12 protein-coding genes are annotated in these 13,902 nt (G+C 56.2%); 7 read left to right on the forward strand and 5 right to left on the reverse strand.

Going from position 1 to position 13,902, the window contains the following annotated elements; genetic code table 11:
- The first annotated feature begins 2 nt into the window (after positions 1–2).
- Both dprA and topA read left to right on the forward strand, forming a co-directional pair.
- On the forward strand, positions 3–1,097 hold the full coding sequence (gene dprA, locus GGR91_RS05215) for a DNA-processing protein DprA (RefSeq protein ID WP_183940718.1): 1,095 nt from the start codon (positions 3–5) through the stop codon (positions 1,095–1,097).
- An 80-nt stretch (positions 1,098–1,177) separates the two neighbouring features.
- Positions 1,178–3,721: a type I DNA topoisomerase gene (gene topA, locus GGR91_RS05220; protein ID WP_183940720.1), complete on the forward strand. Its 2,544-nt coding sequence runs from the start codon at positions 1,178–1,180 to the stop codon at positions 3,719–3,721.
- A gap of 67 nt (positions 3,722–3,788) precedes the next feature.
- On the opposite strand, the gene era is transcribed toward topA, so the two are convergent.
- Genes era through lepB form a run of 3 tightly spaced genes read right to left on the reverse strand, consistent with a single transcriptional unit; the run spans position 3,789 to position 6,192 of the window.
- Positions 3,789–4,682 carry a GTPase Era gene (gene era, locus GGR91_RS05225; RefSeq protein WP_183940722.1) on the reverse strand — a complete coding sequence of 298 codons (894 nt, stop codon included), beginning with the start codon at positions 4,680–4,682 and terminating at the stop codon, positions 3,789–3,791.
- Positions 4,679–5,347 (reverse strand): ribonuclease III, encoded by a 669-nt coding sequence (gene rnc, locus GGR91_RS05230; RefSeq protein ID WP_407698390.1) that lies wholly within the window; start codon positions 5,345–5,347, stop codon positions 4,679–4,681. The genes era and rnc overlap by 4 nt, the downstream gene beginning before the upstream one ends.
- Positions 5,344–6,192: a signal peptidase I gene (lepB, locus tag GGR91_RS05235; protein ID WP_183941570.1), complete on the reverse strand. Its 849-nt coding sequence runs from the start codon at positions 6,190–6,192 to the stop codon at positions 5,344–5,346. The genes rnc and lepB overlap by 4 nt, the downstream gene beginning before the upstream one ends.
- A gap of 156 nt (positions 6,193–6,348) precedes the next feature.
- Here lepB and pgi point away from each other — a divergent pair, with 156 nt between their 5' ends.
- Both pgi and gorA read left to right on the forward strand, forming a co-directional pair.
- Positions 6,349–7,851: a glucose-6-phosphate isomerase gene (gene pgi / locus GGR91_RS05240; RefSeq protein WP_183941571.1), complete on the forward strand. Its 1,503-nt coding sequence runs from the start codon at positions 6,349–6,351 to the stop codon at positions 7,849–7,851.
- Between the two features lie 93 nt (positions 7,852–7,944).
- Positions 7,945–9,291: a glutathione-disulfide reductase gene (gene gorA / locus GGR91_RS05245; protein ID WP_183940724.1), complete on the forward strand. Its 1,347-nt coding sequence runs from the start codon at positions 7,945–7,947 to the stop codon at positions 9,289–9,291.
- Between the two features lie 60 nt (positions 9,292–9,351).
- Here the strand turns inward: gorA and GGR91_RS05250 are convergent, their stop codons facing one another.
- Together GGR91_RS05250 and trhO are read right to left on the reverse strand one after the other, a co-directional pair.
- A complete protein-coding gene (locus GGR91_RS05250; protein WP_183940726.1) occupies positions 9,352–9,981 on the reverse strand; it encodes a glutathione S-transferase in 630 nt (209 codons plus the stop codon).
- Positions 9,974–10,915, reverse strand: a complete 942-nt coding sequence (trhO, locus tag GGR91_RS05255; RefSeq protein ID WP_183940728.1) for an oxygen-dependent tRNA uridine(34) hydroxylase TrhO — start codon at positions 10,913–10,915, stop codon at positions 9,974–9,976. Before trhO ends, GGR91_RS05250 begins: the two co-directional genes overlap by 8 nt.
- A 144-nt stretch (positions 10,916–11,059) precedes the next feature.
- On the opposite strand from trhO, the gene GGR91_RS05260 reads away from it, so the two are divergent.
- From GGR91_RS05260 to GGR91_RS05270, 3 genes are read left to right on the forward strand one after another with little or no spacing between them, the layout of a single operon-like run.
- Positions 11,060–12,586, forward strand: coding sequence for an acyl-CoA carboxylase subunit beta (locus GGR91_RS05260; protein WP_183940730.1), 1,527 nt, complete (start codon positions 11,060–11,062; stop codon positions 12,584–12,586).
- Positions 12,587–12,595: 9 nt separating this feature from the next.
- Positions 12,596–13,033: a methylmalonyl-CoA epimerase gene (gene mce, locus GGR91_RS05265; RefSeq protein WP_183940732.1), complete on the forward strand. Its 438-nt coding sequence runs from the start codon at positions 12,596–12,598 to the stop codon at positions 13,031–13,033.
- 46 nt (positions 13,034–13,079) lie between these two features.
- Entirely contained in the window at positions 13,080–13,865 is a 786-nt protein-coding gene (locus GGR91_RS05270; protein WP_183940734.1) for an enoyl-CoA hydratase-related protein, read from the forward strand.
- Positions 13,866–13,902 lie beyond the last annotated feature (37 nt).

Raw genomic sequence — 13,902 nt, forward strand, 5'->3', positions numbered from 1 at the left:
CAATGGGGGGCAGCCAAGCAAAATTTGATCAGCTTCGGCTCATTAGATCACCCAATATTGGTCCTGTCAGTTATCGCCAGCTCATGGGGCGCTTTGGCAGTGCAAAGGCTGCGCTGGAGGCTTTACCCGACCTCGTTCGTCGCGGCGGGGGCGGTCCGTCGCTTCTTGCCGATGAGGCGAGCATCGCCCGCGAGTTGCAATTCGTTGCGAAATTTGGCGGGCGTCATATTTTCATTGGCAATCCCGAATATCCATCTTTGCTGTCGCATTTGGACAATGCGCCACCCGTCCTGTGTGTGAAGGGTGATTTGGGGCTGCTCAACCGCATCGCCATTTCCATCGTTGGTGCGCGCAATGCGTCAGCTGGTGCGTGTCAGTTTGCACGGCAGCTGGCCTATGATCTTGGCCAAATGGAATTCCCGGTGGTCTCGGGACTGGCGCGCGGGATTGATACCGCCGCGCATGCTGGTTCGATTGAAAGCGGAACGATTGCAGTGATCGCAGGCGGACTTGATGTTGTTTATCCGCCGGAGAACAAGGCGCTTCAGGACGCGATTGCCGAACGCGGCTTGCTCATCGCGGAACAACCGCCCGGGACAGAACCCCGTGCGCGGCATTTTCCATATCGCAACCGGATTATTGCAGGGATATCGGCGGGCACGGTTGTGGTTGAGGCTGCACCAAAATCCGGATCGCTCATCACCGCGCGGCTTGCGGCGGAGGCGGGGCGTGAAGTCATGGCCATTCCGGGGTCGCCGCTTGATCCAAGATCACGGGGCTGTAACCAGCTGATCCGCGAAGGCGCAACGCTTGTGCAGAATGCCGAAGAGATCGCCGAACTTGTCCGGCCGTTGGATCACCGCATGCGCGCGGCGCCGGCGCGCTATGTTGCATCTGAACCGGCAACTATCGGTGATGACACCAATGATGAGCGGCAAGCCGTCATCGACCTGATGGGCATGACCTATGTTTCGGTGGATGAATTGGTGCGCCAATCGGGCAGCAGTCAAGCCATTGTGCAGATGGTTCTGCTCGAAATGGAACTGGCCGGAAAACTGGAGCGTGGGGCAGGCGGAAAAGTACGTTTCGCCGCATGAAATTTTCGTCTTGACGACACCCCTCCAACCCCATCAGCCTATACGCGTACGCGAGAGATTTTAGAAAAGTCCATATTATCATGCAATTAGTCATCGTTGAATCACCTGCAAAAGCCAAGACAATCGAGAAATATTTGGGCCCCGGCTTCAAGGTATTGGCGTCCTATGGCCATATCCGCGATTTGCCGCCCAAGGATGGTTCGGTTGATCCTGAAAATGGCTTTGAAATGCTGTGGGATAATTACGCCGACAAAGCAAAGCAGCTGAAGGCGATAACAGACGAGGCCAAAAAGGCCGACGGATTGATCCTCGCGACCGACCCTGACCGTGAAGGTGAAGCGATTAGCTGGCATGTGCAAGAAGTGCTCGCCAAGAAAAAGGCGCTGCCCGCAAATGTCGGCCGCGTGACCTTCAACGCGATTACGAAACAGGCTGTCACGGACGCCATGAAGCATCCGCGGGCGTTGGATATCGACTTGATCGATGCCTATCGGGCGCGCCGTGCACTGGATTATCTCGTTGGCTTTACGCTGTCGCCCGTATTGTGGCGCAAACTGCCGGGCGCAAAGTCCGCAGGCCGTGTTCAGTCGGTTGCGCTGCGCTTAATCGTTGAGCGTGAACGCGAGATCGAAGCGTTTCGTGCGCAAGAATATTGGTCGGTGAAGGCGGCGATGGAGCATAAGGGGCAGAAGTTCGATGCCCGCCTGACCCAATATCTCGGCAAAAAACTCGACAAGATGGATTTGAAAACCGAGGCGGATGCAGAGCAAGCACGCGCCGCGGTCGAGGCCGGTAAGTTCACCGTCGATTCTGTTGAAACAAAGCCGGTTACGCGGAACCCACAACCGCCCTTTACAACATCGACACTTCAGCAGGAAGCCGCGCGCAAGCTTGGCTTTTCGGCCAGCCACACCATGCGGATTGCGCAGGGGCTGTATGAAGATGGTGCAATCACGTATATGCGTACGGACGGCGTCCAAATGGACCACAGCGCCATTTCGGCCGCGCGTAAAACGATCTCTGACCGCTTTGATAGCGGCTATCTGCCCGACAAACCGCGGGTCTACCAAACCAAAGCCAAAAACGCGCAAGAGGCCCACGAAGCTATTCGGCCAACCGATTTCTCCAAGGATAAGGCTGGTTCGGGCGATCATGGCCGTTTGTATGACCTGATCTACAAACGCGCGATGGCCAGCCAAATGGCATCTGCACGTATGGAGCGCACCACGGTTGATCTGGTCGACGGTACCGGACAGACCGCGCTGCGCGCCACGGGGCAGGTGATGAAATTCCCCGGTTTCTTGGCGGTGTATGAAGAAGGCCTCGACGATAGCGAGAGCGAAGACGGCGCGATTTTGCCGGCGATGTCCGTCGGCGATGCGCCCGCGAAGCATGCTGTCGAAAAAACGCAGCACTTTACACAACCACCACCCCGTTTTTCCGAAGCGACGCTCGTGAAAAGGCTTGAGGAACTGGGTATTGGTCGTCCATCAACATATGCGTCGACCATTCAGGTTCTGAAAGACAGGGCATATGTCCGTGTTGAAAAAAATCGTTTCTTTGCAGAGGAATCGGGCCGATTGCTCACAGCATTCCTCGAACGGTTTTTTGAACGTTATGTCGCGTATGATTATACCGCAGGGCTGGAAGATCAGCTCGATGAAATCAGCGGCGGCCGTGCAAACTGGCAGGCGTTTTTGGAATCCTTCTGGCGCGATTTTAAGCCAAAGACGGCTGAAGTCATGGAGCAGAAGCCTTCGGAAGTAACTGCTGAACTGGATATCTTCCTGTCGCCTTATCTGTTTCCTGAGCGTGAAGACGGCACGGATCCGCGCCTATGCCCGAAATGCGGTGAGGGCAGGCTTGCCCTTCGCGGCGGCAAATTTGGCGCGTTTGTTGCGTGTTCCAATTATCCCGATTGCAAATATACGCGGAAATTCGCGCAGCCAGGTGGCGAGAATGGCGAAGATACGGGGCCTGAAGTGCTTGGGCAACATCCAGAAACGCAATTGGAGGTTAGCCGCAAATCTGGCCGTTTTGGCCCCTATTTCGAAATGGGTGAGGGCAAAGAGGCCAAGCGCGCATCTATCCCGAAAGATATTCCTGCAGAGGATATCGGCCTTGAGTGGGCGATAAAGCTGTTGTCCTTGCCGCGCACAGTCGGAACCCACCCCGAAAGCGGTGAACCGATAACCGCAAGCATTGGGCGGTATGGGCCATATCTGGCGCATAATGGGAAATATGCACGGTTGCAGTCGACGACCGAAGTGTTCGAAACGGGCATGAACAGTGCGGTTGCAAAGCTAGCCGAAGCGGCTGCCAATCCGGGTCGTGGGCGCGGTGCCGCCCGTGCTCCGTTGAAGGAGCTTGGAAAGCATCCACGTACAGAGGCTGAGCTCAAGCTGATGGAAGGCCGCTTTGGGCCTTATGTGACCGACGGCACGACCAACGCGACTTTACCCAAGTCGATTGCACCCGACGAACTCACCTTGGAGGAAGCGGCGCAATTGATCGACGCACGCGCGGCCATGCCATCAAAAACTAAGAAAAAAGCGGCTCCGAAGAAAAAGGCTGCACCTAAGAAAAAGGCGGCGGCCAAGCCCAAGGCAAAAGCGGCGAAGTAAGCCGCAGAGAAACATGTCATCCCTGCAGAGGCGGGGATGACGTCTCTCAGTTTTCATTTGCCCGCGGTTACTCGACCCATTCGAGCCCGATATCGCGGTATAAAGTGCGATCCTCGTCCCACTTTGCGTGCACCTTCACATGCAAATATAGGTGGACCTTCACGCCCATCAATTTGGCCAACTCCATGCGGGCCGCTTCGCCAATCGCCTTGATCCGTGCGCCGCCTTTGCCAAGCACGATCGCGCGCTGGGTCGGTCTGGCGACAAGGATCTGCTGGTGGATTTCCAACGAACCATCTTCGCGTTCGCTATATTTCTCGGTCTCGACGGCGCTGGCATAAGGCAGCTCTTCATGGAGTTGCAGATATAGCTGCTCTCGCGTGATTTCAGACGCGATCAGGCGGTCTGTGGCGTCGGAAACCTGATCTTCAGGAAAATGCCATTCGCCCTCGGGCATGGCATCCGCCAGCGCCTGTTTGAATTCATCAAGGCCATCACCCGTCGCTGCGCTGATATAATAAATTTGTTCAAAATCGCATTTTTCGGTCAATTTCGTCGTGAGCGACAGCAGCTTTTCCTTGGCGGCGATATCCACCTTGTTCAGCACTAACCATTTGCGTTCAGGACGATCCTTAAGCCCCTCCAATATCTTTTCGACCTTTGGACCGGCACCGGCGCGGCCATCAACGATCAATGCAATCATGTCCGCATCGCCCGCACCGTCCCATGCTGCGGCAACCATGGCGCGGTCAAGGCGGCGTTGCGCCGCAAAAATGCCTGGCGTGTCGACCAATATGATCTGCGTTTCGCCGGCAAGCGCGACGCCCAGCATCCGCGTGCGCGTCGTTTGCGCCTTTGGGCTGACAATCGCGACCTTTTGACCGACCAAAGCATTGACCAGCGTTGATTTGCCAGCATTTGGTGCGCCAATAATGGCGACATGACCGCATTTTTTGGTCATGCGTAGACTTCCAAAAATGCGAGCGCGGCGGCCGTTTCAGCAGCCTGTTTGCTGTGCGCTGTCGCGGTGACTGGGTCAAAACCTTTTACAGTGACGGTAATTTCAAATGTCATAGCGTGGGGAGGGCCTTCTTTTTTCGTTATTACATATTCGGGAACCTTGCGGCCATGTGCAGCACACCATTCCTGAAGCGCGGATTTGGGATGCTTTGGTGCACCATTGGCGGTTTCAATCAACGGACCCCACAGGCGTTCGATAAGCGCGCGCGCGGCGTCGATGCCGTGGTCTAAATAGAGCGCACCAATCAGCGCCTCCATGACGTCACCAAGCACATTGTCGCTTTGCTGCGCGCCGTCGTCGCGCGCTTGTTTGCCAAGCCGCAAATGATCCGGAACCCCATGTTGACGGGCGATATCCGCACATGTCAAACCCGATACCAACGCGTTCAGCCGGTGCGACAAGCGACCCTCGGCTTCCTCGGCATATCGGTGGTACAGCATATCCGCGATGACCAGACCCAATATCCGGTCACCCAGAAACTCAAGCCGTTGATAATCAGCCTGTCCGGTGCTGCCATGCGTCAGCGCGCGGTGATATAGCCCCAGATCCGACGGCGGCTTGGGCATTAATGCCTTCAGCCAGTTGTCTTTATCGCTGTTGGTCAAAACCCTTGTCCAATGCGGTCAGGACGCGCAGCGGTAAACCATGTCCATGGCAGCAGCCAATGTGACGACCCATCGGTCGAAAACACCGACACCAGCGCGCGCCCAACGAGATTTTCTTGTGGCACGATGCCGATGGCTCCGGGCTTATCAATGGGTGTCCAGCGGCTGTCCGCGCTGCGGTCGCGGTTGTCCCCCATCAGGAACACGTCCTTTTCGCCGACAACAAAGGCTTCGGTGTTGTCGCCTTCCAATCCGTTGGCGAGGTCGAGAATTTCGTAGCTCTTGCCCTCGGGCAACGTCTCGCGAAAACGCGGGTACCGGCATTGCGTGCCACCGTCGGGGCTGGCTTCTTCCATATCGGGACGCCAGCATGGGAAGGGGTTGCGGTCCATTTCAGCGGTGTCGCGCATATTTTGCGTTACCGGAATGACAAGATCGGCAATGCGTTCTTTTTTGACCGCGACACCGTTAATCTCCAAAATGCCATCACGCATTTGGATCACGTCACCGGGAAGACCAATCACGCGCTTAATATAATCTGTGCCGTTGGACATGGGTGCCTTGAACACCACAACATCGCCGCGCTTTGGCTCGCTGGCGAATATCCGCCCGGGAATGAGGGGCAAGGAGAAGGGCAGGCTATATTTGGAATAGCCGTAAGGCCATTTTGCAACCAACAGATAATCACCGATGAGCAAGCGTGGCTGCATCGATTCCGAAGGAATATTGAATGGCGACACGATAAAACTGCGCAGAATGAACACGAATAACGCCAACTTCAAAAGGAAGCCGCCAAATTCGCGCCATTCGGAAGGGGGCGCTGCGGGTTGCGGATGTGCGGTCACGTTCGCATCGTCCGTCTTGTCGGTGGGTGAAGTCACATAATCTCGCAAATTAATGTCGTCTTATGACGGATTGGCTGGCCTTTTATCGCGTAGACGCGCTATTTGCCAGCGTCGAGATTCACAGGCGACATTCGCGCGATTGATAAAGGGTATATGATGACGGATCACAGCTGGGCTGGACTTGAAAAACAGCAAGAAAAAACGCTGGTTGAGCTGTTTGCGTCAGACCCCGACCGCGTTGCCAAAATGACCATAGAGCAGTCGGGATTGCGCTTTGACCTGTCGAAAACCCATCTTGACGACGCCATGCTGTCCCAATTCGCCAAACTTGCCGAAGACATGCATTTGGGCGACGCCAAATCGGCATTGTTTTCGGGCGCAGCTATTAATGTAACCGAAGGCCGTGCCGCCGAGCATGCCGCAGAGCGCGGTAATGGGGATGTGCAGGCCGTCGCCCATGCGCGTGCGCTTCAAGAACGCATGCGCGGCCTTGTCGAAGCGATCGACGCCGGATTTATGGGCGACATCAAGCATATCTTGCACATCGGCATTGGCGGATCCGCGCTTGGGCCCAAATTGCTGGTCGATGCGTTGGGCCGCGATGGTGCGCGGTACGATGTTAAGGTTGTATCGAACATCGACGGCGCTGCGCTGACGGAGGCTGTGAAAGGCATGGACCCGCATAAGACCATCGTCGCGGTCGCATCCAAGACCTTCACGACGACGGAAACCTTGCTGAACGCAACCAGCGCGATGGAGTGGATGCGCGACGGCGGTGTTGCTGATCCTTATGCCCAGTTCGTGGCGCTTACGGCCTACCCCGACAAAGCACTTGAATGGGGCGTCGATGAAAGCCGGATATTGCCGTTCAATGAATCGGTTGGCGGGCGCTATTCACTTTGGTGCTCGATTGGCTTTCCCGTTGCGCTCGGGCTTGGCTGGGCCGTGTATGAAGAACTGCTTGAAGGTGCAGCGGCGATGGACCGGCATTTCCGCCATGCGCCACTGTTGGAAAATGCGCCGACATTGGCTGCGTTCTGCGACCTATATTATGCCCAGATCAAGGACTGCCAGACCCGCGCAGTTTTTGCGTATGACGAACGGCTGCGATTGCTGCCCGATTATCTGCAGCAATTGGAAATGGAATCAAACGGCAAATCGGTGACAGCCGAAGGCGCGCCGCTCGGCCGCAACAGCGCGCCCGTCACATGGGGCGGGGTTGGTACCGACGCACAACATGCGGTCTTCCAATTGTTGCATCAGGGAACGCATCTTATTCCTGTCGAATTCATTGCCAGCAAAACGCCTGGGCACGACTTTGACACCGCGCATCATGAAACGCTGTTGGTGAACTGCTTTGCCCAAGGCGCGGCGTTGATGGCGGGGCAGAAGTCAGATGATCTGGCACGCAACTATGCGGGCAACCGCCCCTCAACCACGATATTGATGGACGATGTGACACCATCTGCGTTGGGCGCATTGATTGCGTTTTACGAACACCGGACTTTTGTGAATGCGGTGTTGCTGGGCATAAACCCGTTTGACCAATTCGGCGTTGAGCTGGGCAAGCAGATCGCAAAAAGCATCGGCGAAAATGGCGCCACTGGCTTTGATCCATCCACGACGGCATTGATCGCGGCGGCATTGGGCGACAACTGACCTGACGTGTTTGTTCGATAAGACAGAATAAAAAATGCCATTGGCATATGCGTTGCGGCGCAACCATATGGCCATGACATAAGGAAAAATCGCATGGCTGAATTTGAGTATGATCTGTTTGTCATTGGCGCTGGCTCGGGCGGCGTTCGCGCATCGCGGATAGCCGCGTCACACGGCGCGCGCGTTGCCGTTGCCGAGGAACATCGCGTTGGTGGCACATGCGTTATCCGCGGATGTGTTCCAAAAAAGCTGCTCGTGTACGGATCGCATTTCGCCGAAGATCTTCACGACGCGCAGCGTTTCGGATGGAACATGGCCCGTGCGACGTTCGATTGGAACATCTTGCGCGACAATGTCGCAGCGGAAGTGAACCGCCTTGAGGGTCTTTACGGACAGACGCTTGGCAACAACAAGGTTGAGGTGTTTCGCGAACGCGCGGTCGTGACGGGGCCGAACAGCGTGCGCTTGGCAAGCGGGCGCGAAATTTCGGCGGCCTATATCCTCATTGCCACAGGCGCTTGGCCATCGGTTCCGGAAATAGCCGGGGCGGGGCATGGCATCACGTCAAACGAAGTATTCAGCTTGCCCGAACTGCCCAAGCGGGCGGTGATCGCAGGCGGCGGTTACATCGCCAATGAATTCGCGGGTATCTTCAACGAACTTGGCGTCAAAGTCAGCCTTGTGACCCACGGCGACCGCATTTTGCGCAGTTATGATGACGAAATTGTCGACCGCCTCGTGGACATTAGCGGCCATAAGGGCATCGATATTCGCTTCAACTGTAGCTTCAAATCCATCACCAAGCAGGATGATGGCAGCTTGGTGATCGAAACCAATCAGGGCGAGACGATTGAAACCGATTTGCTGCTGTGGGCCATTGGTCGGACGCCGCACAGCAAAGGCCTTGGCCTTGAAGACGTTGGCGTCGCGCTGGGCAAGGATGGTTCGGTACAGGTTGGCGACGACAATCGGACCAACGTGCCCAGCATTTACGCGGTGGGCGATGTCACAAACCGCGTTCAGCTTACCCCCATTGCGATCCGCGAAGGCCATGCTTTTGCCGACAGCGTCTTTGGCAACAATCCGCGCACGGTAAATTATGACTGCATACCGACTGCAGTGTTCAGCAATCCGCCAATTGCCAGCGTCGGGATGACCGAGGCCGAAGCCCGCGCGGCGCATCCGGACGTCAAAATTTACAAAAGCGATTTCCGCGCGATGAAGAATGTGCTGGCCGACCGCAATGAACGCGCATTGTATAAAATGGTCGTCGCAGGCGCAAACGAGCGTGTGGTCGGGTTGCACTTGATTGGGCCGGACAGCGGCGAGATCCTTCAAGCAGCGGCTATCGCGGTTAAGGCAGGGCTGACGAAGCAGGATTTCGACGACACTGTCGCGCTGCACCCCAGCATGTCCGAAGAACTGGTGTTGATGAAATAACCGAGAACGTCACCGTAGCCCTGAGCCTGTCGAAGGGCGCTGATCGGTTCTCGCTGAGGTTTATGGAAAGACAGTAACTTCGTCGCCCGCTGTCCATTTGGGGTAGCGCGTCATGATCTGGCCAAACAGGTCTGACGCAAGCAGTCCGTTCAGCCACGCCTGAAGCGCAGGCAATGGCAATGCATCGAACCATAGCGGGTCGGTTGCGGCAAACTGGCGAACAAAGGGAAACAAGGCGGTGTCGGTAAACGCAGGCGCGCTGCCGCCCAAATAGGGTTGCGCCGCCAATATTGCGTTCAGGCCCGACAAATGTTTCAGCGCCGCGTCACGATGTTTCACACCGTCCGCCAAACCATAACGATGCGGATATTTATACCGGTCCAGCGCCTGTTTGAACGGGCCATCATTGGCCGCGATCATGCCCGCATCCGCATGGGCCAACCAGTTTTCGGGATCATTTTGCGCCAATGCCCAGCGCATGATGTCCAGGCTCTCGTCGACAACATGACCATCACCCACAACTAACACCGGAACTGTGCCCTTTGGCGACACGGCGATCATTTCCGGTGGTTTATCCCGAAGCACCACTTCGCGCAGCTCGACTTGGGCGCCACTCACCGCAACCGCCATCCTTGCCCGCATGGCGTACGGACATCGCCGGAAACTGTAGAGGATGGGCAGATCAGTCATCAAGCCGAGGATTGACGCCGATATGCTGTTTGCCGCGCTTTTTGGCGAGCGCGATTTGTTTCTGCCGCTCGGCGAAACGCGCGCGGTCTTCGTCGGTGCGTTCGGCATAGCAAGCCGGGCAGGCGACGCCTTCGATGAAATGTGCTGACGCCTTGTCGTCCTGCGAAATCGGCCTGCGGCACGCGTGGCACAATTCCATTTCGCCAAGCTCAAGCCCATGCTTCACGGACACACGCTCGTCGAAGACAAAGCATTCACCCTGCCATTTGCTCTCGGCCTCTGGAATATTCTCCAGATAGCGCAATATGCCGCCTTCTAGGTGGTAGACCTCGTCTATCCCTTCAGCCTTCAGGAAGGCCGTCGATTTTTCGCAACGTATGCCGCCGGTGCAGAACATCGCAAACTTGGTTTTACCGGCAGCCAGTTCATCGCGATGCGCGCGAAACCATTCGGGAAATTCGCTGAATGATTTGGTCCGCGGATCGACTGCGCCTTCAAACGTGCCAATCGCAACCTCATAATCATTGCGGGTATCGATGAGGACGGTGTCCGGATCGGAAATCAACGCGTTCCAATCCTCTGGCTGCACATACGTGCCGACTTCACGTTTCGGGTCGATGCCGTCTACGCCCAGCGTTACGATTTCCTTCTTCAGCCGGACTTTCATCCGGTAGAAGGGCATTTCATTGGCATGCGAATATTTGACGTCCAATTCTGCGCAGCCCGGAATAGCGCGCAGAAATGCAATGAGGGCGTCGATAGCAGCAGGCTCTCCGGCGACTGTGCCGTTGATTCCTTCATGCGCCAACAAAATGGTGCCTTTGATGCCGCCCGCTGTGCACTGCTCGTGGATTTGCGGCTGCAGCATTTCAGGCGCATCGAACGATACAAAGCGATAGAGCGCGGCGACTTTGATGGGGTGAACCTGTTCCATGACGTGGCCCTATAGCGTCCTTTTTCGCTTTTGGCAGCTTTCAATATTGCTGACATAATCGTAAATTTAATCGCACGATTAATTTGCAATTGCATCGCCACGATGCCAAAGCTTCACGCAACAAAATTGCTTATGGGGAAAACCATGTCGGCCAATATCGCTGAACTGGAATTGCGGCGCGCAGCGTCCAAATTGGGTGGCGGACAAAAGCGCATTGACGCGCAACATGCCAAGGGTCGCCTGACCGCGCGCGAACGCCTTGATATCCTGCTGGATGAAGGCAGCTTCGAAGAACTTGACGCCTATGTGACGCATAATTGCACCGACTTTGGCATGGCCGAACAGAAGATCCCAGGCGACGGCGTTGTCACCGGCAGCGGCACCATCAACGGTCGCCTTGTTTACGTTTATAGTCAGGATTTCACGGTATTCGGCGGGTCGCTTTCCGAAGCGCACGCGATGAAAATCTGCAAGGTCTTGGACAATGCGATGAAGGTCGGCGCGCCCGTCATTGGTCTTAATGACAGCGGCGGCGCGCGTATTCAGGAAGGTGTTGCAAGCCTTGGCGGCTATGCCGAGGTGTTTCAACGCAATACGCTCGCAAGCGGCGTAATTCCACAGATCAGCCTCATCATGGGCCCATGCGCGGGTGGTGCGGTATATTCGCCAGCGATTACCGACTTCATCTTCATGGTGAAAGACAGCAGCTATATGTTCGTCACTGGCCCTGATGTGGTCAAGACGGTGACCAACGAAGTGGTGACACAGGAAGAATTGGGCGGCGCGGTTTCGCATACGACCAAGTCGGGTGTTGCCGACAATGCGTTCGAAAATGATATTGAGGCGCTGCTGTCTGTCCGTGATTTCTTTGACTATTTGCCAGAGAATAACCGCACCGGCGTTCCTGAACGGCCAACCGAGGACGCGTGGGACCGTATTGAACCGAGCCTCGACACCTTAATCCCGCCAAGCGCGAACCAGCCTTATGATATGCATGAGCTGATCCGCAAAACGGTGGATGAAGGCGACTTCTTTGAGGTTCAGCCAACGCACGCGGCCAATGTCATCATCGGTTTTGGCCGTATTGAGGGCCGCACCGTGGGCATCGTCGCCAATCAGCCCATGGTGCTGGCGGGCGTGCTTGACATCAACAGTTCCAAAAAAGCGGCGCGCTTTGTCCGCTTCTGCGATGCGTTCGATATTCCGATCATTACCTTTGTCGACGTTCCCGGATTTTTGCCTGGCACAGCGCAGGAATATGGCGGCATCATCAAGCATGGCGCGAAATTGCTCTTTGCTTATGCCGAGGCGACTGTGCCCAAAATCACCATCATCACCCGCAAAGCATATGGCGGCGCATATGACGTGATGGCGTCAAAGCATTTGCGCGGCGACCTCAACTACGCATGGCCGACTGCTGAAATCGCGGTGATGGGCGCAAAGGGCGCAGTTGAAATCATCTTCCGCGGACTTTCGGCAGAAGAGCAAGCGGTGAAGACAGCGGAATATGAAGACCGCTTCGCCAACCCCTTCGTCGCGGCGAGCAAGGGCTTTATTGATGAGGTCATCTACCCGCATTCCACGCGGAAACGGATTGCCTTGGGCCTTAGAAAATTGCGCAACAAGGCGTTAGAAAACCCTTGGAAAAAGCATGATAATATTCCGTTGTAAGGCAGAAGCATGAAACTGGGTCGTCTCAACCATATCGGCGTCGCAACGCCTTCCATTGCGGACAGCATCGTCTTTTACCGCGACGTGATGGGCGCGACGAAGGTTCATGATCCGTTCGACCTGCCTGATCAAGGCGTGAAGGTTTGCTTTGTCGACACACCCGGTTCGGATGGGGCGTTGAACGGAACGCAGATTGAGCTCATCGAGCCGCTGCCGGGCAATGCGCCTATCGCTGCTTTTCTGGAAAAGAACCCAGCGGGCGGGCAGCACCATGTCTGTTATGAAGTGCCGGACATTCATGCTGCCAAGGCGGAGTTTGAAGCCATGGGCAAGCGGGTGCTCGGCGAGCCACGTATTGGCGCGCACGGGACGCTGATTTTCTTTGTGCATCCTAAAGATATGCAGGGTGTGCTGACCGAAATTATGGAAGTGCCGCAGGGGCATTGAGAGTAACGTCTCTCCCGCCTGCGGGAGATGTCAGGGAGAAAGCAAAATGACATATGAAACCATCCGCCTCGATATCGCGGACAATGTTGCAACAATAACCCTCAACCGTCCTGAGCGGCTGAACGCGATGGCGCCGCAAATGGCGGACGAGATCAGCGCCGCGCTTGACCAGTTAAACGGTGCGCGCGTTGTTTTGATCACCGGCGAGGGCCGTGCCTTTTGTTCGGGCGCTGACCTGTCGGCACGCGGCGCAGGCGCGTCGGTGAGCGGCGGGCAGGGGGCCTATTCAGCCCTGACCAAGAGCTACAACCCGTTGATGCTCAAGCTTGCCAAGCTCGACGTGCCGATTATCACCGCGATCAATGGCCCCGCAGCCGGCGTTGGCTGCAGCCTTGCGCTCGCCAGCGACTTTGCGATTGCGGGTAAATCTGCCTATTTCCTTCAGGCCTTTGTCAACATCGGACTGGTGCCAGACGGCGGCGCAAGCTGGATGCTTTCGCGGCTGGTCGGCAAGGCACGCGCGACCGAAATGATGTTGCTCGGCGAGAAAATCCCTGCGGATAAAGCTGCAGATTGGGGCCTGATCTACAAGTCTGTCGATGATGCCGAACTGATGACGGAAGCCAAGGCTTTGGCCACACGGTTGGCCAACGGGCCAACGGTCGCCATTGGCATCATGCGTCAGAATATCGCTGCGGCGTTGGATGCGGATTATGCAACGGCCCTGCTGCGTGAGGCCGAAGGCCAAAAGATTGCCGGTGACAGCAACGATGCCCGCGAAGGTGCGATTGCGTTTTTGCAGAAACGTAAGGCCGAATTTAAGGGGGCTTAACCCACCCATTTTTCATCCTGAACCCGTGTCAGGATGA

Source organism: Sphingorhabdus rigui (assembly GCF_014196595.1).
Lineage (GTDB): Bacteria > Pseudomonadota > Alphaproteobacteria > Sphingomonadales > Sphingomonadaceae > Sphingorhabdus_B > Sphingorhabdus_B rigui.